Here is a 24149-nt window from a genome sequence, read left to right as displayed (position 1 = left end):
ATGACCAACGCACCGAACTCCGCACATATACGGCTGGCCAACGAAATCGCGGTGCAGTTCCGGCACCGCGACCCGGCCACGGCGGCCGAGGAGATAGCCGTGCACATCCGGACCTTCTGGGATCCGCGGATGCGCGCCCGGCTCATCGCCGACGCCGAGGCCGGCAACGGTGAGCTGGATCCCCTGATCGTGTCCGTCGCCTCCCTCCTGCCGCCACCGGTCGTCCGCTGACCGACACCGCCCGAAGAGCCCTGGTCCGGCCCGTTCACCGGACCGGGGCTTTTTTGCGCGCAAGAGGAAACGCGCGAAACAGCGGTTTCGGGCTGGCCGCGGACGCGGACGGCGACCGGTTTACAACCCCGCGCGGGTGCCGGATCGCCCGAAGGCCCACCGTGGCGATGGGCGCCCAAGTTGCCGTGATTGGACGATGACGGCCGCGCGGTGGGCGGGCTCTTGCGTGTCCGACAACGACCTGCGAAACCGGCGTGCCGCCACGGACCGGGCCGCGGCCGAGTTCCGCGGGTCGGCGGCCACCGGTCCGGCGGGGGCAGAGGAGGCCGACGGGCACCTCGTGGAGGTGGAGAACGGTCTCGACGACCTGGATGCCTACCGCGAGCACGCGGACGCGGACCGGAAATCTGGTCAGCATGCTCATCGCCAAGGCACAAACCGCTGAGCTGGTCTGATGGAGAGGGCGCCGCGCATCGGCGTGGGCGCGTCAGCGCTGATACGTGCCCACCAGTGTGCCGGCGGCCAACTCCCGCCCGCTGAGGGCCTGGTGCACGGAGTCGGACGACACGTGGCCGTGCAGGGGCAGCGGTTCCGACACGGCAAACAGCCGGAACAAGTAGCGGTGCGCCCCGTGACCCGGTGGAGGCATCGGCCCGCCCCAGCTCACCCGTCCGAAGCCGTTGGGCCACTCGCGGCCGCCGGGAGGTGTCCCGGCCTCCTCCACACCGGAACTCTCCGGGGCGATACCAGTGACCAGCCAGTGCAGGAACGTCCCACTCGGGGCGTCGGGGTCCTCGCAGAGCAGGACCAGCTCCGCCGTCCCGTCCGGCACCCCGGACCAGGTCAAGGGAGGCGAGACATCGTCCCCTTCCCCGCTGTAGTGGCGGGGGATCGCCTCGTGGTTGCTGAACGCCGCGCTTGCGAGCTCGATTCGAGTCATGTGCGCCGCTGTACCCGGTAGGGCACGGAAGGGCACCGGTCCGGTCGGCAGAACACTCGATCGGCCGAGGCGGCCCGGGCCGCGTCCACGCAGCGGGGCCAGGCCGCGGCGGTCCCACTCGACACCGCCGCGTACGGCAAGGGCAGGACGATGGTGGTACGCCTCGTGGAACGCGGCACCGAGACGGCGCGAGACACCGTGACCGCCCGGTTCGGCCTCTCGCTCTGCTGGTGGACGACCCCGAGCCGGTGGCGAAATCGTGTTCCAGCGCGTCGCCGGCCCCCGGGACCTCCTGGCTCTGCGGGACGTCACCCTTCGGGGAGGCCAAGTCCCATGGTGGGCGCCCTGACCTGCGTAAACCGCTGCTCGTCGAAGGCGCGGACGGGAAAAGTGGAGGGGGTGGCGTGACACACGGTGACGGTTCGACGTGCGAGCGCGGCGGGTCCCTGATTCGCTGAATCTGTCCGCTCTCCCTACGAAAAGGAGCCACTCATGAGTGCCGCAGGCGAATCTCGTGGCCGAGCGCAGCAGATGCGCGAGAAGGCCCAGCAGCTGTCCGAGGCCGCGGAGCGCGCGAGCGACCCGCAGGAGCGACAGAGGCTCCAGGAGAAGGCTCGGCGACTGCAGGAGCAGAGCCAGCAGCAGGACGAGGGCGGCGCCCGGGACGAGTTCCCTCCTGCGTAACTGGTCTGCCTTGCCGATGGCCTGCCCTCACGCCGAGGGCAGGCCATCGGTACGCGGCATAGATAACGAAATGTTCCCCACGCTGTGATCTTTCCGGCTCATGGGGCACCCGGGGTCCATGACGACTCTGTCTCGTGACACAGGCGATGCGGGTGGCCCGCCGGTGGTGCCGCCCGGTGTGTACCCGCCGCAGGAAGACACCTTTCTGCTGGCCGAAGCTCTGGACCGGGAACCGCTCAGGCCCGGCGCCGACGTACTCGACGTCGGGACGGGCGGCGGAGCGCTCGCCCTGGCCGCCGCGCGTCGCGGGGCCCGGGTGACCGCGGTCGACACGGCATGGCAAGCCGTATTGGCCACCAGGCTCAACGCGGCCCTCGCCCGCCTCGACGTCGAAGTGCTCCACGGCGATCTGCTGGCTCCCGCCGCAGGCCGCCGCTTCGACCTCATGGTCACGAACCCGCCCTATGTGCCCGCCCCCGGCGGTCACCCGCCGCGCGGTGGACCGGCCCGAGCCTGGGACGCGGGCCGCGACGGCAGGGCCCTGGTCGACCGGATATGCGCCGGTGCCGCCGCCAAGTTGCGGCCGGGCGGAGCGCTGCTGCTGGTGCACTCCGTCGTGTGCGGTGTGGAGCCCACCATGGAGCGCCTCGCGCGAACCGGCCTCGAAACGGCCGTGACCAACCGGCGCTGGATACCGTTCGGGCCCGTCATGCGCTCCCGGGCGGCGTGGCTGGCGGACCAGGGGCTGATCGCTCCCGGCCAGGAGAAGGAAGAGCTGGTGATCATCCGTGCCCACCGACCCCAGTGAACGGCCGCGTCGCATCACCGTGACGAAGGACGGCCCGGTGCTCGTGGAAGGCCCCGTCGAAGTGCTGCTCGACGACGGGAGCAGCGCGACGTCGGACCGCTTCATGGTGGCGCTGTGCGCATGTCGGCGCAGCCGGTCGTACCCCTGGTGCGACACCAGCCACCGACATCGGGACAAGGGCTGTCGATGAACAGCCCTTCACCACGGGAGCAGCTCCATCTCCCGTACCAGCCGCGCCTCGATCTCCGCCGTCCTGGCTGAATCAGCACCGATGACCGCGTACCGCCAGGACACGCCGTCCGCGGGAGCATCCGCGTACAGGATCACCCCCTCCTTGCGGACCGGATTCCAGTCCAGTCCTGCCGCCCGCAGGAGTTTCACGGCGTCGGCGAATCCGTACGCGGCTCTGGACCGCTCGTTTGCGATCAGCCAAGCGGGGGAGCTCAGCCCGGCGGCGCGGCCGAGGCGGCCGACCATGACGTGAGGGGTGGTGGTGGCCGTCCGACGGACGTTGCTCTCCGTGGCGTACAGCCTGCCGTCCGAAGCGAGGATCGCGTCCAGTCCGTACGGGCCGGCGTACCCCTGCCGAGCCAGGTAGCGCCCGAGGGCCAGGCCCCACTGCTCCAGCTCCTTCGCGGAGTCCTCCGCCATGTCTTCGAGAGGTGATACGTAGCCGGTGAAGGATCCGCCGGACGTGCGCATCTCACCGCTGAACATCAGCCGTGGTCTGCCGGGGCACGCCTCCACCTGGATGCTGACCGACCGGACCACGTCGAGACACTGCTCGACCACCCAGTCCCCGGGGGCGCCGACGAGGCCGGCCGCCCAGTCCCGCTCCCAGGACGCGTCGGCGTGCTCCGTACGAGAGACGAACCGCACCCCGTGACCACCGGCGGAGCGGTCGGGCTTGACCACGACCCGCTCGTGGCGCGCCACCAGTTCGGCCACCGTCCGCGTCAGCCGATCGCGTCGGCAGACCTGCCCGGGCGGCAGCCGCATCCCCAGGTCACGGGCGACTGCGCGGAAGCCGGACTTCGTATTGAGCCGGGACGTCACGACCAGCGCACTCGTGCCCACTCCGCCGGGACCGTAGGGGACTACCGGCACCTCCAGCTCCGCGGCGAGTGCGACCGAAGGGACGTCCAGTGCGGTGGGCAGCAACCTGGCCCCCTCCCGCCCGGCGACCAGCGCCCGGAGCTCGTCCATGAGCCCGGCCCGGCGGACCGCCTCCGCCATCGGCACACCGGGCGTCGCCGGTACGGTCACGACGGCCACGGAGTCGTACGGCACGCCCAGCAGTTCCCCCGCGTAACGCCGGAAGTCCTGGCTGAGCGGCACAGGGGAGACCACCACATCACCGGGGCGCGCCAGCCAGATCTTGCGCGGTGCCTGTGCCGCCCACTGCTCCAGCACCTCGTGGGAGGCCAGGTCGACGGCCACCTCGGACAGGAAGTTGGCGTAGATGATCCACGGCTCGCGGTGCTCCACGTTTCACATCCTGTCCCGTTGCGCGGGTGGTGCGACGGCTCTGGCCGAGGAACCCACCTGCGTGGAGCATCCGCCCGATAAAGGGACGATCGTGGGGTACTGGGGGGATATGGCTACGGAACAGCAGGGACCTGCGCTGCCGCAGGAGCGTGGTGAACTCTCGACGGCGGTCATCCGCCACCTCGGCGGAGATGCAACGCTGCCCGGAAGCCCGGCCGTGCAAAGGGCCGACCCTTACGGGGACGATCTGCAGCTCGCTCTCTATGTGAGTTACGAGCTCCATTACCGCGGCTTTGCGGGGGTCGATGCCGCACTCGAATGGGACCCGGCGCTCCTGGGCGTGCGTTCCGTGCTCGAGGGCCGATTTCTTGACGCACTGCGAGCTGACGCCACCCGCCACGAGACCGTGGACGACGCATTGGCGGAACTTCTGGTGGAGCCGGTCAACGGCACCGGCGTCTCGCATTTCCTCCAGGACGAGGGAGAGCTGTGGCAGGTGCGCGAATACGCGGCGCAACGCTCGCTCTATCACCTCAAGGAGGCCGATCCGCACGCCTGGGTACTGCCGCGGCTGTGGGGGCGCGCCAAGGCCGGAATGGCCGCCGTGGAATTCGACGAATACGGCGGAGGACGGGCGGAGCGTGTCCACGCTCAACTCTTTGCCGACCTCATGACCGATCTCGGCCTCGAGTCGGCATACGGCCACTATGTGAACGCCGGTTCAGCACAGGTGCTGGCCACCGTGAACCTCATGTCGCTGTTCGGTCTGCACCGGGCCCTGCGCGGATCCCTGGTGGGACACTTCGCCGCCGTTGAAATCACCTCCTCTCCCGGATCGAGGCGACTGGCCGCCGCAATGAACCGCACAGGGGCCGGGCCCGCCGCGGAGTTCTTCTACAACGAGCACGTTGAAGCCGACGCGGTGCACGAGCAGGTCGTGCGGCGGGAGGTCATCGGAGGCCTCCTGAGGGAGGAGCCCCAACTGGAGGCCGACATCGCATTCGGCATCGATGCGACAGGCCACCTTGAGAGCCGACTCGCCGACTGTCTCCTCGCCGCCTGGCGCAGCGACATGTCGTCGCTGCGCACCGACGCGTAGCGCTATCTGTACTCGTCGTCGTGCAGCTCGACGACACGGGCCTGTTCCACGCGGTCGGCTTCATTCGCCGAGTCCGGGTCGGAGCCGAAGAGGCGATCGTCGTGGTGAGGGGCGAGGTCGGCGTCCGGCTCAGCTTCGAACGTCTCAGGGTCGGTCGGGTCGATCTGCATCGGTGTCTCCGCGAAGTGAGGTCTCCAGGCGGTGGTTTGTGGCGACCGTATCGGCGTCTCTGCACCGCATGCCGCAGGCGCGCGAGGAGCGGTACCGCCGCCGCCTTCCTTGGCCGTGACGGGAGGTGACGCTGCGGGTGCCGATGCGGTAGGCGCGGTACGCGATGCGCGTGCCCTGAAGCGCCCGAACGCCTGCGGGCGACAACGTCCCACCGCGGGCGTTCAATGGAATGTATGCATGCCGCGAAGGGCGTACGACTGGGCAGAAGCCGTTCGCTTGCCGTATCGGGTCTGGCCGTGCTGCTGACCGCGGCGACGGCGCTGTCTTCCGGCGCTGCCGCGCCGAGCCCGTCACCCTCACCGTCCGCTCCGCAGGCACCCCCGCCCCAGCCTCCGCCCCAGCTCACCAAGGCCGATGTGGACGGCGCCATCGGCAAGCTCGACGGTGTCGTCGAGAACGCGATGAAGCGCACCGGCGTGCCCGGCGCGGCCGTCGGCGTCGTTTACCAGGACCGGGTGGTCTACCTCAAGGGCTTCGGCGAGCGAAGGATCGGCCAGTCCGCGCAAGTTGGGCCCGATACCGTGTTCCAGCTCGCGTCGCTGTCGAAGCCGCTCGCTTCCACCGTCGTCGCCGGGGCAGTCGGGGAAAAGGTCGTCAGCTGGGACGAACCGGTGGCGGGGCACCTCCCGGGCTTCGCCCTCAAGGATCCATGGGTGACCAGCCATGTCACCATCGCGGATCTGTTCTCGCACCGCAGCGGCCTGCCCGACCACGCCGGCGATCTGCTGGAGGACCTCGGCTACGACCGTACGTACATCTTGAGCCATCTGAAGTACGAGCCGCTCGACCCGTTCCGCGCGAGCTACGCGTACACCAACTTCGGCCTCACCGCGGCCGCGGAGGCCGTCGCCCGCGCCAAGGGCGTCAGCTGGGAGAAACTCAGCGGCGACACCCTGTTCAAGCCGGCCGGAATGGAGTCCACCAGCGCCCGCTTCGCCGACTACGAGAAAGCGTCGGACAAGGCCGTCACCCATGTGAAGACCGTCGACGGCAGCTGGCAGGCGAAGTTCGTACGGGACGCGGACGCTCAGGCGCCGGCAGGCGGCGTCAGTTCCACCGCCGGCGACATGACCCGGTGGCTGCGGCTCCAGCTGGCGAACGGGAAGCTCGACGGCCGGCAGATCATCGACGCCGAAAGCCTGGAACACACCCACCTGCCCGAGACGCTCTCCCAGCCGCCGGCGGCCCCGGCCGGCCGCACCGGCTTCTACGGCCTGGGCTGGAACGTCAGTTATGACGACCAGGGCAGGCTCCGCCTCAGTCACTCCGGCGCCTTCGCGCTCGGCGCCAACACCAATGTGACGATGCTGCCCGGTGAGAAGCTCGGCATCGTCGTCCTCACCAACGGCCAACCGGTCGGCATGGCCGACGCCGTCGCCCTGGACTTCTTCGACATCGCCCAGAACGGCAAGCCCACCGCCGACTGGCTGCCGCTGGTCGCCGGGATCTACGAGCAGGAGGAGCAGGCCGCCAAGTCCCCTACCAACTACGGCGATCCGCCCGCGAACCCCAAGCCCGCCCGCGCCGACGGCGCGTACACCGGTACGTACGAGAGCGCCTACTACGGAAAGCTTGTGGTCACTGCGGGCCAGGAGGGCCAGGACGGGCTCACCCTCCAACTCGGGCCGAAACCGATGCGGTTCCGCCTCACCCACTACGACGGCGACACGTTCAGCTTTGCCACCACGGGGGAGAACGCGGTCGGACTCACGGGCGTCACCTTCACCGTCGGCGACCGCGGCCCCGCGGCAAAGGTGCGCGTCGAATACCTCGATCAGGACGGCCTGGGCACCTTCACCCGCGCCGAGCCCGCCTCCCGATCATGAACGGCCGTGGCCGCCCAGGGTGCGTACCGCGTCGACGATCAGGTTCCAGAAGGCGGGGACGTTCACGTCCATCCCCACGTGCGCGTTCGCCGGGTGGCCGGTGACGCCGTCCAGGTCGACCACGGTGGCACCGCGGGTGTGGGTGCCGGTCAGTTCGACCGCGACCGACGCGGAGACGAGGCTGACCAGTTGCGGATCGATGATGTGCGCCACGGTCAGCGGGTCGTGCAGCGGCGGCGCCGCGAAACCGAAGACGTCCCGGTACCTGGCGGCGAAGAAGGTCAGCAGCTCGGTGCAGAGCCGGCTGAGCGGGGTGCCGAGCGCGTCGATCCGCGCGACCACATCGTCCGTGGCGAGCACCTGGTGACTGGCGTTCAGCCCCATCATGGTGACCGGCAGACCGCTGGAGAACACGATGTCGGCGGCTTCCGGGTCACAGACGATGTTGAACTCGGCGGCGGGCGTGGTGTTGCCCCGGCCGGTCGAACCGCCCATCAGCACAATGCGCTCGATGCGCTCGGCCAGCCGGGGATGGCCGAGCAGCAGCGCCGCCACGTTGGTCAGCGGTCCGGTCGGCACGAGCGTCACCGGCACCGGATGCGCGAGCAGGGTGTCCCGGATCAGGGTGACCCCGTCCCGCGGATCCAGCGGCACAGTGGGCTCCCCGAACCCCGGCCCGTCCAGGCCCGACTCCCCATGGATGCCGGCGGCCACCGACGCCGTCCCGTGCAGCGGCCGGTCCCGTCCGGCCCCGATCGGCACCCCCTCGATACCGGCGACAGTGCACACCCGCCGGGCGTTCAGCGTGGTCTTCTCCAGCGTCTGGTTGCCGGCGACCGTGGTGATCGCGAGCAGCTCGATCGCCGGATGTGCGGCGGCCAGCAAGATGTTGAACGCGTCGTCGTGCCCGGGGTCGCAGTCGAGAATCACAGGGACGGCCATGCGTCTCCTCACGGTAGCCCGGCAACTCTGAAGCAGTATGGCCGAGTCCGGGCTCCGGAGCCCGGACCTCATGCCCAGTCGGCTCAGTGGGAGTCGGAGCCGAAGCTCGGCGTCAGCTCACTCGGACAGCTGATGAATGTGCGCGAGGCGGGAGCTTCTCCTGGGAGCGGCGCACCCACCTTCAGGCCGCCCGCCTGCGGCGGCGATGCCGGACACTGATCTCATGGATCACATCGTCGAGTTGGGGGAGTGTCTCCGTACGCCAAGCCGGGTCACCCCCGCTGACGCGGGATGCCCGGCACCGCGCGACGCCGGGTGCCGGGCCTGCTCTGCGAGGAGCCGGCCAAACCGGCCGCCCAGATCTTGCACGGTCCCCGTTCGGCGGCTCGTACGGTCGGGCTCCTCGCCTGAGCAGGTCCGACCGCGTAGAAGAGAGGCGTGGGCTCACGCCGGGTGCCCTCGAGCCCTTACTCACGTCACGTCAGGGAGTGGTCCGTGAAAGCCCTCGTCGCCACCGACTACGTGCCGCTGGACCAGATCACGGTTACCGACCACCCCACACCCGCCCCGGGACTAGGCCAGGTGCTGATCAAGGTCGAGGCCGCAGCGCTCAACCCGCTCGACCTGGCGCTGATCACCGGCGCGGTGAAGGACATGTACCCGGTCCCGCTGGTGATCGGCATGGACGCGGCACCTGGACAGCCTGCACGGGGCGGGCATTCCCGAATCGGGGCTGACCGCGGTCTGCCTGCTGCGCGCTGTCCGGCCGGCGGGGGGCGAGAGCGTGCTGGTGGTCGGCGCCACCGGGGGATCGGGCTGTACGCCGTGCAGCTGGCCCGCGCGCTCGGGTCCCGGGTGATCGCCACGGCGACCGCGGAGGACGAGGAGTACCTGCACGGCCTCGGCGCCGCGGGCACCGTCGACTACAAGACCGCCGATGTGGTGGAGGAGACCCTGCGCCTGGTGCCCGGTGGGGTCGATGTAGTCGTCGACCTGGTCAACTCGGGCGGCGGGCTCAGGAACACGGCGCGTGCGGCCCGGCCGGGCGGCCGGCTGGTGTCCCCGCTCTACGGGCCCGACGACCTGGGCGGCGACGTCTCCCCGGTGTACATCGGCTCGTTCAAGGCCGAGCCCGGCGATCTGGAGGACTTGGCAGCCCGGGCGGCGGACGGGCGCCTGCGGGTCGAGACCGGCGCACGCTACTCCTTGGAGGACGCCGTACAGGCCGTCGCCGACTTCGCCGGGAAGCACATCCGGGGCAAGGTCGTCATCGAGATCCCATGACGGATGTGACGTGACGTCACGGTGGGCACCACCCCCGACCTACGAAAGGCCACAGCACTCATGAAGCGCAGGATCCTTGGCGGCACGGGCATCTCCGTGAGCGAATACGCCCTCGGCGCGATGATGTTCGGCGCCATGGGCAACCCGGACCACGACGAATCGGTCGGCATGATCCACCGCGCCCTGGACGCGGGCATCAATTTCGTCGACACCGCCGACATCTACAGTCAGGGCGAGTCGGAGGAGATCGTGGGCAGGGCCCTCAAGGGCCGCCGCGGCGACGTCGTGCTCGCGACCAAGGGCCACGGCTCGATGGGCGACGACGAGAACCGGAGCGGGAACTCCCGGCGCTGGCTCACCCGCGCCGTCGAGGACAGCCTGCGCCGCCTGGGCACCGACCACATCGACCTCTACCAGGTCCACCGCCCCGACCCGGCCACCGACATCGACGAGACCCTGTCCGCCCTGTCCGACCTGGTCCGCGCGGGCAAGATCCGGGCGATCGGCCACTCCACCTTCCCCGCGGAGCAGATCGTCGAGGCCCAGTGGGCGGCCGAGCGGCGCGGCCACATCCGATTCCGCACCGAGCAGCCGCCGTACTCGATCCTGGCCCGGGGCGTCGAGGCCGCGGTGCTGCCGACCGCCCAGCGCTACGGGATGGGCGTGCTTACCTGGGGCCCGCTGAGTGCGGGCTGGCTCTCCGGCAAGTACGGGAAGCCGTCGGACATCAACCTCACGGCGGGCAGCGGGCGGACGGCTCTGGAGCAGCACAAGTTCGACCCGTCGCTGCCGGGCAACGCCCGCAAGCTGGAGGCCGTCGGTGAGCTGACGAAGGTCGCCGAGGAGGCGGGTGTGAAGCTTGCGCACCTGGCGATCGCGTTCGTACGGGCCCACCCGGCCGTCACTTCGGTGATCATCGGCCCGCGGACGCCCGCCCAGCTCGAGGACTTGCTGGACGGCGTGGGCGTCGAACTGAGCGAGGACGTGCTGGACCGGATCGACGAGATCGTGCCTGCGGGCACGGACCTGAACCGGGACGACTCCTACTACACACCGCCTGCGCTGGCCGACAAGTCCCTGCGCCGCCGCTGAAGCGGAACGGCGGTCGTCACGGCAGGATCTCCAGCGGGTCGTACTCGTGCGGCCGGTCGCCGACCCACTCGGTCCAGGTGGGGTCATCGAGAAGATCCGCGGCGTCCGGCAGTCCGGCCTTACGGAGAAACTCCAGCAGATGCGCATCGGAGTGGGCGAGGCCCATGATCCGGTCCCGGACCGTGACCCGGCGGCCACCGGAGGCGGAGATCCGGTGCACGACGATCGGCGGGCGTCCCGACATGCCTCCAGCGTCCATCCAGATGGGCCCGGAGGCATCCGCACCCCCGTCCAACCTGCATGGACAGAACAGCTAGCGCGTCCCAGGGCCGCCACTTACAGTTGCAGATATCAGGCCAGAACGCCGTATTGTTCTCGTGCGTACATCTGGGAGGGCATATGACCCGCATCTCACTCAAGGTGGACGGCACGGCGTACGAAGACGAGGTGGAACCCCGCCTGCTGCTCGTCCACTATCTGCGCGACCGGCTGGGCCTCACCGGTACCCCTGTCGGATGCGACACGTCCAACTGCGGGACCTGCACCGTCGATCTGGACGGTGAGAGCGTGAAGAGCTGCACGGTGCTGGCCGTCCAGGCCGACGGGGGAGAGGTGACGACCATCCAGGGCCTGGCCTCCGACAGCGAGTGGCATCCGCTGCAGACGGCGTTCCATCAGCAGCACGCCCTTCAGTGCGGCTACTGCACACCGGGAACCTCGACCCCACGCCCGAAGAGATCCGCCACAGCCTCGAAGGCAACCTCTGCCGGTGCACCGGCTACGAGAACATCGTGCGCGCCGTCCTCGCGGCCGCCGCCGAGGAGCGGCGCCGTCGCGCCCCCTCGCCCAAAGCCGTGACGACGACCGCGCCGGACCCGCTCAAGGCTCCGGCCACGGCCGGGCAGGAGGCGCCGACATGACCGAGCAGCTCGCCGAACGCGAGGTCGGCCGTTCCCGTACGCGCAAGGAAGACGCCCGGCTCGTCACCGGCCGGACCACCTGGACGGACAACATCGCCCTCCCCGGTCTGCTGCACATGGCGATCCTGCGCAGCCCCATGGCACACGCCACGATCGGCCACGTCGACGTGACCCAGCAGCGCCTCATCCCGAACGCGATGGAGCCACTTGGAGCGCTACGAGCGCGTGTTCGCGGCGTACTTCGCGCAGCAGCAGCGGCCCCCCGACCGGGTGCGCCGCCTCCCGGGCCCGGGGCCCGTGCTTCGCGTAGTGGCCGCCGAGGCCCGGCCGCCCCTCGAAGCATGGGAAGAACGGGCTGCAGCGCCGCCCGCGGCCGCCCTCGCGAGCTCCGCCGAAGTCCTGCGCCACCGCGACATGGCCGAGTTGTCCGCGGCAGAGCGCACGCATCTGCGCCGGCTGCTCGCGGCGTTCTCGCTGAGCGGCGAGCCGCGCCGCACTCCCCGGCTGCGACCGGCCCGGCGCGGCGGCGTCGATCCGCGGCGCACCGTAAGGGAGTTGCTGCGCCGCGGCGGGGAACCGGCGCGACTGCGCCACCGCGCGCCCGCCACCAAGCCGCGCCGCGTCGTGCTGCTGCTGGACGTGAGTGGCTCGATGGACCCGTACGCGGACGCCCTGCTGCGCTTTGCGCATGCCGCGGCGCACGGCTCGCCGTCCGGTACCCGTACGCCCACCGAGGTGTTCACCATCGGCACCCGGCTGACCTGCGTGACCCGCGAAATGGCGCACCACGATCCGGACGCGGCGCTGGCCGCTGTCGCGTCGGCGGTGCCCGACTGGAGCGGAGGCACCCGGCTCGGCGAGATGCTCCGCGGGTTCCTCGACCGGTGGGGGCAGCGGGGCACCGCCCGCGGAGCGGTGGTCGTCGTGCTGTCCGACGGGTGGGAGCGATCGGACCCGGCGCTGCTCGCGGCCCAGATGCGGCGGCTGCACCGACTGGCCCATCGGGTGGTGTGGGCCAACCCGCGCAAGGCGCGCCCGGCATACGAGCCGCTGGCCGCCGGAATGGCAGCGGCGCTGCCCCACGTCGACGCGTTCGTCGAGGGGCACAGTCTGGGTGCTCTGGAGCGCCTGGCGGCAGTGGTGAGAGGTGCGGCCGATGCGTGAGATCTTCCCGGCGCTGAGCCGCTGGTATGCCTCCGGAAGCCCGTTCGGGCTCGCCACCGTCGTCGCGGTCAGCCGCAGTGCGCCGCGCGGCCCCGGGGCGGCGATGGCGGTGGGCCCGGACGACCAGGTCAGGGGCAGCGTCTCCGGCGGCTGCGTGGAGGGCGCGGTGTTCGACCTCGCCAAGGAGGTCGTCGAGACCGGCCGGGCGCAGCTCCAGACCTTCGGCTACAGCGACGAGGACGCGTTCGCCGTCGGGCTCACCTGCGGCGGCGAGATCACGGTCCTCGTACGCTCCGTCTCGGCCGCGGCCGATGGCTCGTTCGGCGAGGTCGCTGCGTCGGTCGCCGAGCACCGCCCGGTCGTGGTGGCGACAGTGATCGACGGCCCCGCCCCGCGCGGTGTCGTACTCGCCGTCTGGCCGGACGCGGTGTCCGGCTCGCTGGGATCGGACGGCCTCGACGCCGCGGTCACCGCCGACGCGCGCGGCGAGCTGGCGCAGGGGGCGACAGGCCGGCGTCACTACGGCCCGCACGGCGAACGGCGCGAGGACGACGTCACCGTCTTCCTCCAGTCCTTCGCCCCGCCGCCGCGGATGCTTGTGTTCGGCGCGATCGACTTCGCCGCCGCGGTGGCCCGGATCGGCGCGTTCCTCGGCTACCGGGTCACCGTGTGCGACGCGCGCCCGGTGTTCGCCGACCCCCGGCGCTTCCCGGACGAGGTAGAGGTGGTGGTCGACTGGCCGCACCGGTATCTGGGGGGCACCGAAGTCGACGACAAGACCGTGATCTGCGTGCTGACCCACGATCCGAAGTTCGACGTCCCGCTGCTCGAAGTGGCCCTGAGGTCCCCGGCCGCGTACATCGGTGTGATGGGCAGCCGCCGTACGCACGAGGACCGCTTGGCGCGCCTGCGGGCGAACGGCGTCGACGCGGCCGAGCTGGAGCGGCTGCGCTCGCCCATCGGCCTCGACCTCGGCGCCCGTACTCCTGAGGAGGTGGCGGTCTCGATCGCGGCGGAGATCGTCGCGTTGCGCTGGGGCGGCAGTGGCAGCCCGCTGGCACAAACAGCCGGAGCGATCCACCGTGCCCGTCCGAAGCCGGTGTGAGGAGAAGACCATGGAGCTGCATCACCAGTTCACCGTCCCTGTCCCGGTCGACGAGGCGTGGCGGGTGCTGCTCGACATCGAGCGGATCGCCCCCTGTATGCCGGGCGCCACCGTTGAGGGCTTCGACGGCGAGCACATCATGGGCAGGGTGAAGGTGAAGGTGGGGCCGATCACCGTGACCTACCTCGGCACCGCCGTTTTCGAGGAGATGGACGAGTCGGCACACCGGATCGTCCTGACGGCGAATGGCAAGGAAGTTCGCGGGCAAGGCACCGCGCGAGCCACCGTCACCGGAACGCTGGCCGAAGAGGACGGTGGTACGGCGGTCACGGTCGTCACCGATCTGACGATCACCGGACGGCCGGCCCAGTTCGGCCGCGGGGTCATGGCGGATGTGGGAGACAAGCTCGTTGGCCAGTTCGCCGACTGCGTATCACGCAAGCTGGCGAGCGGGGAGCCGTCCGCGAGCACGCCCCCCGGTGCCGGCGCCGCGACTGGCGCAGCCACCAGCCCCGATCTGGCCGAGGCCGCCAGTGCCGAGCCTGCCGTGTTCGGTCGCACCGGCTGGTACGAGGCCGAGCCGATCGACCTCCTGCGCACAGCGGGTGTGCCGGTCGCCAAGCGCGCGGCGGTAGTTCTTGTCGTGGCCGCCCTTGCCGCCCTGACGGTCATCCTCATCCGCAGAAAACGGTGAAAGGATCCGTGCCCGCCACAGCGGCTTCGGTGATGAGCCGGACGCCGCGGGCCAGGCGGCTGAGCTGCTCCAGCTCGATGGCGTCTTCCGGATGCGATGCGTGCGGGCTCTGACAGCGGAGGTTTCTGGCGGCCCCGGCCCAGGGGTTGACCGGGGCCGCCACGGGTGTCCGCGGGAAGCGGAGCGCCCGGTTAGAACACCAGGGGCGACGCGAGGAGGGAGCGTCGTTCCTGGGTGTTCGGTTATGTGGCCGGCGGAATTTCCTCCGGGAAGGGCTGAGGCCGGCTGGCGACTTCGGGGGCACACCGGCAGTCACCACGTGCAGTAAATATACATACCGTCGAGTAATCAAGGGTATGAAAAATTTCATGCACGGGTTGTGATGCCGCGGCCGGCGTGATGGGCGGGTTCGCGTCAGTCCTCGAGGAAGAAGTCGTGCTGTCCCGCGATCTGCTCGTACCCCTCGAGCCGCACCTGCGTACGACCCGGATCCGCGTCGGCCATGGCCTGCAGGACGGCCGCGGACAGCACCCCCGGCGCCGCATACGAGTCGAAGACGAGCCGGGATCCGGTGCCCGCGGTGAGCGCCACATCAGCTTCGTCCACCAGCGGCCCGAGAGTCATGTCGGTGATCAGCGCGACGCGCAGCCCCGTCCTGCGGGCGGCCCGCATCGCCGCCAAGGTCTCATTCGCGTGCCTCGGCATAGCGAAGGCGAGCACCCATGTCCCGCCCGCCTCTCGCGACTGGAGCAACGCGTCGTAGGCGACGCTGCCCCCGCGGGTCACCAGACGCACATCGGGGTGGATCCGCCTCGCCGCGTAGGCGAAGTACTCCGCCAGGGACACCGAGATCCGCAGGCCCAGAATCGTCAGCGGAGTCGACCGGGCCAGTTCGCGTCCGACGTCGAGGATCTGGTTGGGGTCGGCGAGCAGGCGCCGCAGGCTCTGAAGGTTCTCGATCTCGGCGTCGACAGCGGCCTGCAGCTCATTGCGGCGGATCTCTTCGCGCGTGTCCGGCGACCGGGCGACCGCGCTGAGCGCGATGGGCTGCAGCACCTCGCGGAGGGCGGGGAACCCGCTGAAACCCAAGGACGAGGCGAAGCGCGTCACCGACGGCTGGCTCACCCCCACCCGCTCCGCGAGCTCCGTGATCGACAGGAACGCCGCTTCGGTGAGGTGGTCGACCAGGTACTGGGCGATGCGCCGCTGGGCGGGTGACAGCCGGTGGCCTCCGAACAGTGCGAGGACCCTGTCCGTGGGGGCCGCCTCGGCCTCCGGAGACCGCTGTCCCGGCGTGATCGCGGCCGCCTGCGCGCGTGCCTGCTGCCCTGATGGCACCGGTGTGCCTCCTTCTCGTCCCACTCGTGAAACATAGCTCACGAGTCGGCTACGGCTCCCGGGCCTCGGCCTTGTCGAGTGCGTCGTCCAGTGCCATCGCCGCCGTGATGAGGGACAGGTGGGTGAACGCCTGCGGGAAGTTGCCCAGTTGCTCTCCCGTCGGGCCGATCTCCTCTGCGAAGAGACCCACATGGTTGGCGTAGGTGAGCATTTTCTCGAAGGCGTAGCGTGCCTCGTCGACCCGGCCCGCTCGGGCGAGCGCCTGTACGTAGTGGAAGGTGCACAGGGTGAACGTGCCCTCGGAGCCCCGCAGTCCGTCGGGGGACGCGGACGGGTCGTAGCGGTAGACGAGGCTGTCGGAGACCAGCTCGCGGTCCATGGCGTCGAGAGTGGCGAGCCAGCGCGGGTCCTTCGGCGCGACGAACCCGACGAGGGGCATGAGCAGCAGCGAGGCGTCCAGGACGTCGGTGGCGTAGTGCTGGACGAATGCCCGGCGCTTCTCGCTCCAGCCGCGCTCCATCACCTGGAGGAAGATCGCGTCGCGGGTGGCGGTCCAGCGATCCAGGTCGGCGGGGCGCGCGTACTCCCGGGCCAGGCGGATGCCGCGGTCGAAGGCCACCCAGGACATCAGCCGGCTGTAGGTGAAGTCCTTGCGGCCGCCGCGGGTCTCCCAGATGCCCTCGTCGGGCTGGTCCCAGGCGCCGGCCAGCCAGTCCAGGACACGGACGACCGCCTGCCAGCCCTCGAAGCCGCCGGTCTCCGCGATGCCGCCGGACTGTGCCAGGGCGAATGCCGCCTCCCCGTAGATGTCGAGCTGGAGCTGGTCGGCCGCGCCGTTCCCGATGCGTACCGGGAAGGATTGTTGGTAGCCCTCCAGGTGGTCGAGGACCTCCTCGCTCAGGAGCGGGTCGCCGTCCACCCGGTACATGATCTGCAGGGGCTCGCCGGAGACAGTCGCGCCCGCGGCCAGCCGCCCGCCGAGCCAGCGCCGGAAGGCGTTCGCCTCCTCGGCGAAACCCAGGTCGATCAGCGCCCCTACGGACAGCGAGGCGTCCCGGATCCACGTGTAGCGGTAGTCCCAGTTGCGCTCGCCGCCGATCTGCTCGGGCAGTCCGGCGGTGGCGGCGGCGATCGGGGCGCCCGTGGGGGCGTAGGTGAGCAGCTTGAGCGTGATGGCCGAGCGGTTCACGGTCTGCCGCCAGCGGCCGCGGTACCGGGAGGTACGCAGCCACTGGTGCCAGAACTCTACGGCCGACCGCCAGGTGGCCTCCGCCGCTGCGCGGCCGAGCGGCTCGGGTGGCTCCGCGCCGCCCGCGCAGGTGGTCAGCACGACCGCGCCGACCTCTCCCGCCTGGAGCGTGACGACGCTCTGGACGTCATTGCCGTTGTCGGTCCACAGCGGTGCGCTGCTCTGCAGGTGCAGGTCGATGCCGGGGCCGGTGAACACGGCGCTGTCGCCCGCCTCGGTCACCTTGAGCGCGTGCGTGGCGCGGCCGTAGTCGAAGCGAGGGCTGCACTCCACGGTGAAGCGCATGGTGCCGCGTACGACGCGCATCACCCGGAACATCCGGTGCCGGTCCGTCGCGGTTTCGGGGGAGTCCACGGGCATGAAGTCCACGACCTCGCCCACCCCCTCGGCGGTGAGGAAGCGGGTGACGAGCACCGCGGTGTCCGGGAGGTAGAGCTGGGTGACGCGGGCGTCCGGGCGGTCGGCGGTGATCCTGAAGCTGCCGCCGCGCTCGTGGTCGAGGAGGGCGGCGAAGATGCTGGGCGAGTCGAATCGCGGGGCGCAGAACCAGTCGATCGCTCCGTCGGACGCCACCAGGGCGACGGTCTGCAGGTCACCGATCATCCCGTGGTCGGCGATGGGCGGATAGTGGCGCATCGCGGTTCTCCCTCGTCAGGAGCCGGTGGCCCCGCCTGCGGTCAGTCACGCCCTGGACAGCACCATCCTGCGATGGCCGGGGTGACCTTGCACGTCAACGCGTCCGAGGCGGCCGGTGGAATTCGACGCTGCCCCCACCCATCTGCTGATCCTCCACCTCAGCGGGCCGGTCAGGCGCCGCGGCCGGTTCAATGCGCCTTGTGGCCCGCGAGCGGAGCCGTGGGTTCGCCACTGCCCTGGCGAACTCCACGCAGGAATTCCGCGATTGCCTCGAGCGACGTGTGTGACGGCTTCCAGCCCAGCTCGTCATGCGCACGGGAGGGGTCGAGGAGGGGCAGCCGCAGCACCGCGTCGAACAGGTGCGGTGACGCCGGGGCCACATGCAGCCCCCAGGCAGCGGCCAGCACCGCCCGTACTGCCTGCCGCGGTACGGGCACCACGCGCGCGTCGAGGAGTTCGCCCAACGACCGCGCGTCCACCACCGGTCCGGCGGCCAGATTGAACGCTCCGCGCACATCGCGCAGCACAGCCAGGCGGTAGGCCTCCGCGGCGTCGTCGGTGTGCAGCGCCTGGAAGCGCAGGCCCTTCAAGTCCGGTACGCACGGCAGCAGTTCGGGCCGCAGCAGCGGCCCGGGCAGGAAGCGGCCGGCGAAGATGCGGCGCTGTTCGCTCGCCGCGCCTTCCTTGAACAGGAAGCAGGGCCGCATCCGCACGACGCGGACCTCAGGATGGTCCCGCTCGTAGGTGTCCAGAACTCGTTCGAGGTAGGCCTTTTCGCGGCAGTAGGCGGCGTCCGGCCAGCCATGGGTGGGCCAGGACTCGTCGACGCCGCGGCCTTCCTTCGGCCCCGGTGAGTACGCGCCGACCGATGAGGCGTGGATCAGCGCCGGCACACCGGCGGACGCGACCGCGTTGAACACCTCGAGCGAGCCGAGGACGTTCGTCTCCCAGGTGACCACCGGGTCGTGGGTGGGCTGGAACCGCCAGGCGAGATGGATGACCGCGTCCGCCCCGGCGAAGTGCTGCCACAGCAGTGGTGTGTCCTCCAGCCGGGCCAGATCCACGGCGGCCCACTCCGTCTTCGGGACAGTCAGCTCGGGGATCCTGCGGGCGAGGCCCAGGACGGAGCCGACCTGCGGATGATCAGCCAGGCTCCGCACCACGCTGGTGCCGACATTGCCGGTGGCCCCGGTGACCACCACTCGCAGTCCTGTGTTCGGGCTCATGGCGTACTCCGTCACCTTGATCCAGTGCTCCGGGCATTCCGGGTGTCCAGATCCGCCCGGATGAAACAGGGACCGGCAGGTCGTCGTGGTGTGCAGCCCACGTGTAACGAGTCGCCCGCGGGGGACCCGAAGTGCGCCGGAACCATCACCATGACAGGAGGACGGCATGCGCGCGCTGACATGGCAGGGAAGGCGGGACGTGCGGGTGGACACCGTGCCCGACCCTCACATCAAGGATCCGGGAGACATCATCGTGCGGATCACATCCACCGGCATCTGCGGATCGGACCTCCATTTGTACGAGGTGCTGGGCCCGTTTCTGGACCCCGGGGACATCCTCGGGCACGAACCCATGGGCATCGTCGAGGAGGCAGGTCCGGAAGTGACCTCCGTTGCCCGCGGCGACCGGGTCGTCATCCCCTTCAACATTTCGTGCGGGCACTGCTTCATGTGCGAACAGGGCCTGCAGTCGCAGTGCGAGACCACACAGGTCCGCGAGCGGGGCACGGGGGCCGCGCTGTTCGGTTACAGCAAGCTGTACGGCCAGGTGCCGGGAGGGCAGGCCGAGTACATGAGGGTCCCCTTCGGCAACAGCCTTCCGATCAAGGTGCCGGACGGGCCTCCCGACGAGCGTTTCGTGTATCTGTCCGACGTGCTGCCCACCGCCTGGCAGGCGGTCGAGTACGCCGACATCCCGCCGGGCGGGTCGGTCACCGTACTGGGCCTCGGACCGATCGGTGAGATGGCCGCCCGCGTCGCCCTGCACCGCGGCGCCCGCCTGGTCGTCGGCGTGGACCTGGTGCCGACCCGGCTGGCCAGGGCCGCACACCATGGGGTCACGACGATGGACCTGCGCAGGTACGGAAAGGGGCTCGGCGACGCCATCCGCGATCTGACCGCCGGACGGGGAACCGACGCCGTGATCGACGCCGTCGGGATGGAGGCGCACGGCGCGCCCGTCGTGAAGGCCGCCCAGTGGCTCACCGGCCTGCTGCCGGATGCCGTCGCCGAACGGGTGATGGAACACGCCGGTGTGGACCGCCTGAGCGCGTTCTACACGGCGATCGACGTCGTACGGCGCGGCGGCACGATTTCGCTGTCCGGAGTGTACGGCGGCGCGGTCGACCCGCTGCCGCTGCTGACCCTGTTCGACAAGCAGATCCAGCTCCGGATGGGCCAGGCCAACGTCAAGCGCTGGGTGGACGACATCCTGCCGCTGCTCGACGACGAGGACGTGCTCGGCGTGGACGGCTTCGCGACGCACAGGATGCCGCTGGAGGACGGACCGAAGGCGTACGAGATGTTCCAGGAGAAGCGGGACGGCATGATCAAGACACTGCTGAAGCCCTAGGAGGCGCGGACCGCCCGATGGCGGGACAGTGGGCAGGCAGAGCACTGGCGCACGGGGCACACCGGCGCATGAGAGCGAGGACGACATGGCGCGCGCGGCACTGTTCGACGTCGACGGCACCCTCGTCGACACGAACCATCTGCATGTGACGACCTGGTGGGAGGCGTTCCGCCAGGCCGGGCACCGGGTATCGGCCCACGCCATCCACCGGGCGATCGGCCTCAGCTCCGACGATCTGATCGAGCATCTGCTCGGCGACAGCAGGGACCGCGACCAGGACGCCCAGATCAGCGCCACGCACAAGGCTCTCTTCGGCACGTACGCCGAGCGCCTGGCGCCGCTGGACGGGGCACGCGATCTGCTGCACACCTTGGCGAACCGCGGCTGGCGGATCGTCCTCGTCACCTCCGCGGGAGGGCGTGAGCTGGCCGCTCTGCGCCGCGCTGTCGACGCGGACGATGTCATCGAGTCAAGTTTGCCCGCGGACGACGTGTCCGCGGGCAAACCGGCACCCGATCCGGTGCATCGTGCCCTGGAGCTTGCCGGGGCCTCGGCGGGTGAAGCGGTGTTCGTCGGCGACACGGTGTGGGACATGGAGGCGGCAGTGAAGGCGGACGTTCGCCCCGTAGGCCTGCTGTCGGGGGGCATCCCGCGCGCCGACCTGGAGGGCGCCGGAGCGGCAGTCGTCTACCGTGACCCCGCAGATCTGCTGTCGCACCTCGACAGCAGCCTGCTGGCCCAGCTGGAACGCACCTGACCCCCGCAGGCGGCGAGCCGACCGGAGACGTTTGCGTATGTGGTGACGGGTACCCGGAGTGCATGAACGAGACCAAACCACTGGCCGTCGTCACAGGTGCGTCGAGCGGCATCGGATTCGAACTGGCCAAGCAATTCGCGGAGCACGGATTCGACCTCGTACTGGCGGCGGAGGACGGCGAACTGCACCTCGCGGCGGACGAGGTCCGTGCGAGTGGGGCCTGCGCGGAGGTCCAGGCGGTCCAGGTCGATCTGGCCACGCAGGGCGGCGCGGAGCAGCTGTACCGGGTCGTCGCGGCCACGGGCCGGCCGGTCGCGGCCGCCGCGCTCAACGCGGGTGTCGGCCAGGGCAGGGCGTTCCTTGAGACGGATCTCGCGGACGAGCTCCGCATCATCGACCTCAACATCACCTCGACCGTGCAGCTGGCGAAGCGCCTGCTGCCGGACATGGTCGCCCGTGGCGAGGGCAGGCTGCTCTTCACCTCCTCCATCGCCTCTACCGTGCCCGGCTCCTTCCAGGCCGTGTACAACGCCTCGAAGTCCTTCATCCAGTCGTTCGCGCAGGCCTTGCAGAACGAGCTCAAGGACACGGGTGTGACGATCACTTTGTTCATGCCGGGGCCGACGGACACGGATTTCTTCCACCGGGCAGGGATGGAGGACACAAGGGTCGGCCGGCAGCCGAAGGACGATCCCGAGCTGGTGGCGCGGCAGGGTTTCGAGGCGCTGATGGCCGGGAGGAAGAAGCTCGTCGCGGGTTCTGCCAGGACCAAGGTCCAGGGGCTCGCCGGCAGGGTACTCCCGGACAGCGTGAAAGCGGTTGCGCACCGCAGGATGGCGGAACCGCGTTCGCGCACGTCGGGCGCCGGTCGCTAGGAGGGACGCCATGCGATTCGACGATCGCCGGCAAGCCGGCCAGGAGCTTGGTGTCAGGCTCCTGGAATGGGCCGCGGACGGTGACCTCACCGACGTCGTCGTGCTCGCTCTGCCTCGTGGCGGTGTGCCCGTCGCCGCGGAGGTCGCCCGGGCCCTGCACGTACCCATGGACGTCCTCGTGGTCCGCAAGATCGGTGCCCCGGGCGCACGGGAAGTCGGCATCGGGGCGGTTGTCGGCGAGGACCCGCCCGTCTTCGACCGCCTGGCGCTGGAAGTCCTGGGCCTGGACGAGTCGGAATTCGCGGCGGACGTGGCCATGGAACGGCTCGAACTGCACCGTCGTGACGACCTCTACCGCGCCGGGCGGCCCGAACCTCAGGTGCAGGGCCGAAGTGTCATCCTGGTCGACGACGGCCTCGCCACAGGCATCACCGCGCACGCCGCGCTGCGCCATCTTCGCCGCCAGAACCCCGGACGGCTGATTCTCGCCGTGCCGGTCTGCGCTCCGCGCAGCGTCGTGGAACTGGAGGAGGAGGCCGACGACCTCATGTGCCTGCACCAGCCGCACAACTTCCAGTCGGTGGGGCAGTGGTACGCGGACTTCGGCCAGGTCTCGGACCGAGAGGTGCTCGACACCCTGCGCGGCCTCTCCTCCACGGTCTGAGACCGCTGTCCGAGGAGGCCGCCGTCCGAGGAGGCCGCGCAAACCCCCAGGAGGAAGGACCCATGGCCGACATCGACACCCTTGAACTCGACGCGCTCTGGGCGGAGTTCCACCGTGTGGTCAATATGACCTCGCAGGAGTTGAGCGCCTGGCTGACGACGTACGACGCGGACAAGGCGGACAAGAGCGAACAGCCGCTGCCGGAAGACGACGGCAGCCCCACCGGGCTGCATGTGCTCGGCATTCTGCACAAGCGCCGCGCCGACCTCACGAATGACGACATCAACGTCATGTACGAGGTGGTGGACGCCGTCGGCACCCAGCGGCATGACGATCCGCGGGAGGGCGATCCGAGCCTGCGCCACCGCCTGATGTCGATCGGGCACGACCCGCTCAAACCCCCTGCGTAGAAGGGAGGTCGTGCCATGCCGCAAGCACGCTACGAGGAGAAGGTCCGCGAGCTGCTCGATTCCTACGGCCGTACGTACGCCGAGGAGGCGGGCATCCGGCTGCGGGACACCCCGCAGCCGCTCTACCGGCTGCTGGTGCTCGCCGTCCTGCTGAGCGCCCGCATCCGCAGCAGCATCGCCGTCGCCGCCGCCCGCGAGCTCTACGACGTCGGACTGGGCGACCCCAAGCGGATGGCGGCGGCCAGCTGGCAGGACCGGGTCGACGCGCTGGCGCGAGGTGGCTACCGCCGCTACAAAGAGCGCACCTCGACCCAGCTCGGCGACGGAGCCGAGCTGCTGATCAGCACCTACGGAGGCGATCTGCGCCGACTGCGGAAGGAGGCCGGCGGGGACGTCGACGCCCTGCGCGGGCTGCTGCAGAAGTTCCCCGGCATCGGCCCGGCCGGCGTGGACATCTTCCTGCGCGAGGTGCAGGGAGTGTGGCCCGAAGTGGCTCCGTATCTGGACGACAAGGCTCTCGAAGGCGCACGTCGCCTCGGGCTGCCGGACGAGCCGAAGAAGCTCGCTCGACTGGCGGGGGACGCCGATCCGGCCGTCTTCGCCGCGGCCCTGGTCCGCCTGGCACTGGAGAGGAGAAGGCCGGGCGACACTGGCTGACCGATCGGCTGATGCGGTCGCTCAGCTGATGTCGAAGAGCGGACCTGTGAGAGTGAGCCCCAGATCGTGGCCCACGTACGAGAAGAAGGCCAGCAGCATCAGCGCCGCACCGGCCAGCGACAGGTCCTTGAAGAAGCTGACCATCTCCACCGTCTTGGCCTGTTCGTCCGTCTCCTTCCAGAAGGAGTGCATCTGCAACGCCGTCGGGACCAGGAAGACGACCAGCAGCAGCGCGCCCAGGTCCGACCAGACCCCGAACGCCACCATCAGCGCGCCGATGAGGAGGAGGAGTCCGCTGCCCGCGGTCGCCGCCACGGGGGCGGGGACGCCGCGGGCGGCGGCGTAACCGGCCATGGCCTTCGTCTTGGTGAGGTGGCCCATCGCCGAGTTGAGGAACAGGACGCAGAAGAGAATGCGACCGATGAGCACGAGGACATCCACTGTTACCTCCAGGCTCGCTCGCGGGAAGTTTGAAGGG

Annotated in this window: 27 protein-coding genes and 1 pseudogene; 19 read left to right on the top strand and 9 right to left on the bottom strand. The window is 70.2% G+C overall.

Annotation, left to right across the window (positions count from 1 at the left end):
• Both ACWDO5_RS00845 and ACWDO5_RS00840 read left to right on the top strand, forming a co-directional pair.
• Positions 1 to 231, top strand: a complete 231-nt coding sequence (locus ACWDO5_RS00845; protein ID WP_450527215.1) for a formate dehydrogenase subunit delta — start codon at positions 1 to 3, stop codon at positions 229 to 231.
• A 226-nt stretch (positions 232 to 457) separates the two neighbouring features.
• Positions 458 to 676: a nitrate- and nitrite sensing domain-containing protein gene (locus ACWDO5_RS00840; RefSeq protein WP_450527213.1), complete on the top strand. Its 219-nt coding sequence runs from the start codon at positions 458 to 460 to the stop codon at positions 674 to 676.
• A 42-nt stretch (positions 677 to 718) separates the two neighbouring features.
• Here the strand turns inward: ACWDO5_RS00840 and ACWDO5_RS00835 are convergent, their stop codons facing one another.
• A complete protein-coding gene (locus ACWDO5_RS00835; protein ID WP_450527211.1) occupies positions 719 to 1171 on the bottom strand; it encodes a YbhB/YbcL family Raf kinase inhibitor-like protein in 453 nt (150 codons plus the stop codon).
• 492 nt (positions 1172 to 1663) lie between these two features.
• On the opposite strand from ACWDO5_RS00835, the gene ACWDO5_RS00830 reads away from it, so the two are divergent.
• From ACWDO5_RS00830 to ACWDO5_RS00820, 3 genes are all read left to right on the top strand, one after another.
• Positions 1664 to 1855 (top strand): DUF6381 family protein, encoded by a 192-nt coding sequence (locus ACWDO5_RS00830; protein ID WP_450527210.1) that lies wholly within the window; start codon positions 1664 to 1666, stop codon positions 1853 to 1855.
• A gap of 118 nt (positions 1856 to 1973) precedes the next feature.
• Entirely contained in the window at positions 1974 to 2663 is a 690-nt protein-coding gene (locus ACWDO5_RS00825) for a HemK2/MTQ2 family protein methyltransferase (protein WP_450527208.1), read from the top strand.
• Complete coding sequence (locus ACWDO5_RS00820; protein WP_450527206.1) at positions 2644 to 2853, top strand: CDGSH iron-sulfur domain-containing protein; 210 nt, start codon at positions 2644 to 2646, stop codon at positions 2851 to 2853. Before ACWDO5_RS00825 ends, ACWDO5_RS00820 begins: the two co-directional genes overlap by 20 nt.
• An 8-nt stretch (positions 2854 to 2861) precedes the next feature.
• Here the strand turns inward: ACWDO5_RS00820 and ACWDO5_RS00815 are convergent, their stop codons facing one another.
• The gene (locus tag ACWDO5_RS00815; protein WP_450527205.1) at positions 2862 to 4151 is read right to left on the bottom strand and encodes a preATP grasp domain-containing protein; all 1290 of its coding nucleotides are present in this window, start codon (positions 4149 to 4151) and stop codon (positions 2862 to 2864) included.
• A 109-nt stretch (positions 4152 to 4260) separates the two neighbouring features.
• On the opposite strand from ACWDO5_RS00815, the gene ACWDO5_RS00810 reads away from it, so the two are divergent.
• Complete coding sequence (locus ACWDO5_RS00810) at positions 4261 to 5250, top strand: iron-containing redox enzyme family protein (RefSeq protein ID WP_450527203.1); 990 nt, start codon at positions 4261 to 4263, stop codon at positions 5248 to 5250.
• 2 nt (positions 5251 to 5252) lie between these two features.
• Here ACWDO5_RS00810 and ACWDO5_RS00805 read toward each other — a convergent pair whose 3' ends face one another.
• Positions 5253 to 5420: a hypothetical protein gene (locus tag ACWDO5_RS00805; RefSeq protein ID WP_450527201.1), complete on the bottom strand. Its 168-nt coding sequence runs from the start codon at positions 5418 to 5420 to the stop codon at positions 5253 to 5255.
• Positions 5421 to 5654: 234 nt separating this feature from the next.
• Here ACWDO5_RS00805 and ACWDO5_RS00800 point away from each other — a divergent pair, with 234 nt between their 5' ends.
• A complete protein-coding gene (locus ACWDO5_RS00800) occupies positions 5655 to 7307 on the top strand; it encodes a serine hydrolase (RefSeq protein WP_450527200.1) in 1653 nt (550 codons plus the stop codon).
• On the opposite strand, the gene ACWDO5_RS00795 is transcribed toward ACWDO5_RS00800, so the two are convergent.
• Positions 7302 to 8249, bottom strand: coding sequence for a nucleoside hydrolase (locus tag ACWDO5_RS00795; protein ID WP_450527198.1), 948 nt, complete (start codon positions 8247 to 8249; stop codon positions 7302 to 7304). The two genes, ACWDO5_RS00800 and ACWDO5_RS00795, sit on opposite strands and share 6 nt — an antisense overlap.
• Before the next feature lie 495 nt (positions 8250 to 8744).
• On the opposite strand from ACWDO5_RS00795, the gene ACWDO5_RS00790 reads away from it, so the two are divergent.
• On the top strand, positions 8745 to 9533 hold the full coding sequence (locus ACWDO5_RS00790) for a zinc-binding dehydrogenase (protein WP_450527197.1): 789 nt from the start codon (positions 8745 to 8747) through the stop codon (positions 9531 to 9533).
• Positions 9534 to 9593: 60 nt separating this feature from the next.
• Complete coding sequence (locus ACWDO5_RS00785) at positions 9594 to 10625, top strand: aldo/keto reductase (RefSeq protein WP_450527195.1); 1032 nt, start codon at positions 9594 to 9596, stop codon at positions 10623 to 10625.
• A gap of 16 nt (positions 10626 to 10641) precedes the next feature.
• On the opposite strand, the gene ACWDO5_RS00780 is transcribed toward ACWDO5_RS00785, so the two are convergent.
• Complete coding sequence (locus ACWDO5_RS00780; protein WP_450527193.1) at positions 10642 to 10869, bottom strand: hypothetical protein; 228 nt, start codon at positions 10867 to 10869, stop codon at positions 10642 to 10644.
• A gap of 155 nt (positions 10870 to 11024) precedes the next feature.
• On the opposite strand from ACWDO5_RS00780, the pseudogene ACWDO5_RS00775 reads away from it, so the two are divergent.
• The 4 genes and pseudogenes from ACWDO5_RS00775 to ACWDO5_RS00760 all read left to right on the top strand — a co-directional run bounded on the left by ACWDO5_RS00775 (position 11025) and on the right by ACWDO5_RS00760 (position 14508).
• A pseudogene (locus ACWDO5_RS00775) lies at positions 11025 to 11545 on the top strand ((2Fe-2S)-binding protein).
• 207 nt (positions 11546 to 11752) lie between these two features.
• Entirely contained in the window at positions 11753 to 12709 is a 957-nt protein-coding gene (locus tag ACWDO5_RS00770) for a vWA domain-containing protein (RefSeq protein WP_450527191.1), read from the top strand.
• Positions 12702 to 13814, top strand: coding sequence for an XdhC family protein (locus ACWDO5_RS00765; RefSeq protein ID WP_450527190.1), 1113 nt, complete (start codon positions 12702 to 12704; stop codon positions 13812 to 13814). The genes ACWDO5_RS00770 and ACWDO5_RS00765 overlap by 8 nt, the downstream gene beginning before the upstream one ends.
• Before the next feature lie 10 nt (positions 13815 to 13824).
• The gene (locus tag ACWDO5_RS00760) at positions 13825 to 14508 is read left to right on the top strand and encodes an SRPBCC family protein (RefSeq protein ID WP_450527188.1); all 684 of its coding nucleotides are present in this window, start codon (positions 13825 to 13827) and stop codon (positions 14506 to 14508) included.
• Between the two features lie 414 nt (positions 14509 to 14922).
• Here the strand turns inward: ACWDO5_RS00760 and ACWDO5_RS00755 are convergent, their stop codons facing one another.
• The 3 genes from ACWDO5_RS00755 to ACWDO5_RS00745 form a co-directional block, all read right to left on the bottom strand.
• Positions 14923 to 15846, bottom strand: a complete 924-nt coding sequence (locus tag ACWDO5_RS00755) for a MurR/RpiR family transcriptional regulator (RefSeq protein WP_450527186.1) — start codon at positions 15844 to 15846, stop codon at positions 14923 to 14925.
• A 49-nt stretch (positions 15847 to 15895) separates the two neighbouring features.
• Positions 15896 to 17731 (bottom strand): glycoside hydrolase family 15 protein, encoded by a 1836-nt coding sequence (locus ACWDO5_RS00750; protein WP_450527184.1) that lies wholly within the window; start codon positions 17729 to 17731, stop codon positions 15896 to 15898.
• A 188-nt stretch (positions 17732 to 17919) separates the two neighbouring features.
• Positions 17920 to 18957 carry an SDR family oxidoreductase gene (locus ACWDO5_RS00745; RefSeq protein WP_450527183.1) on the bottom strand — a complete coding sequence of 346 codons (1038 nt, stop codon included), beginning with the start codon at positions 18955 to 18957 and terminating at the stop codon, positions 17920 to 17922.
• 166 nt (positions 18958 to 19123) lie between these two features.
• Between ACWDO5_RS00745 and ACWDO5_RS00740 the strand changes: the two genes are divergently transcribed.
• From ACWDO5_RS00740 to ACWDO5_RS00715, 6 genes are all read left to right on the top strand, one after another.
• A complete protein-coding gene (locus ACWDO5_RS00740) occupies positions 19124 to 20308 on the top strand; it encodes a zinc-dependent alcohol dehydrogenase (protein ID WP_450527182.1) in 1185 nt (394 codons plus the stop codon).
• Between the two features lie 85 nt (positions 20309 to 20393).
• On the top strand, positions 20394 to 21065 hold the full coding sequence (locus ACWDO5_RS00735; RefSeq protein WP_450527180.1) for an HAD family hydrolase: 672 nt from the start codon (positions 20394 to 20396) through the stop codon (positions 21063 to 21065).
• A gap of 62 nt (positions 21066 to 21127) precedes the next feature.
• Positions 21128 to 21940 (top strand): SDR family NAD(P)-dependent oxidoreductase, encoded by an 813-nt coding sequence (locus ACWDO5_RS00730; protein ID WP_450527178.1) that lies wholly within the window; start codon positions 21128 to 21130, stop codon positions 21938 to 21940.
• Between the two features lie 10 nt (positions 21941 to 21950).
• Positions 21951 to 22604 carry a phosphoribosyltransferase gene (locus tag ACWDO5_RS00725; RefSeq protein ID WP_450527177.1) on the top strand — a complete coding sequence of 218 codons (654 nt, stop codon included), beginning with the start codon at positions 21951 to 21953 and terminating at the stop codon, positions 22602 to 22604.
• A gap of 62 nt (positions 22605 to 22666) precedes the next feature.
• Complete coding sequence (locus ACWDO5_RS00720; RefSeq protein WP_450527176.1) at positions 22667 to 23014, top strand: DUF3140 domain-containing protein; 348 nt, start codon at positions 22667 to 22669, stop codon at positions 23012 to 23014.
• Positions 23015 to 23029: 15 nt separating this feature from the next.
• Positions 23030 to 23671 (top strand): endonuclease, encoded by a 642-nt coding sequence (locus ACWDO5_RS00715; RefSeq protein WP_450527174.1) that lies wholly within the window; start codon positions 23030 to 23032, stop codon positions 23669 to 23671.
• A gap of 21 nt (positions 23672 to 23692) precedes the next feature.
• Here ACWDO5_RS00715 and ACWDO5_RS00710 read toward each other — a convergent pair whose 3' ends face one another.
• On the bottom strand, positions 23693 to 24112 hold the full coding sequence (locus tag ACWDO5_RS00710) for a DoxX family protein (protein WP_450527173.1): 420 nt from the start codon (positions 24110 to 24112) through the stop codon (positions 23693 to 23695).
• Positions 24113 to 24149: the final 37 nt, after the last annotated feature.

This window comes from Streptomyces sp. NPDC000880, from assembly GCF_053599675.1.
The sequence above is the reverse complement of the archived record's forward strand: the minus strand, read 5'-3'. Positions and strand labels throughout refer to the sequence as shown.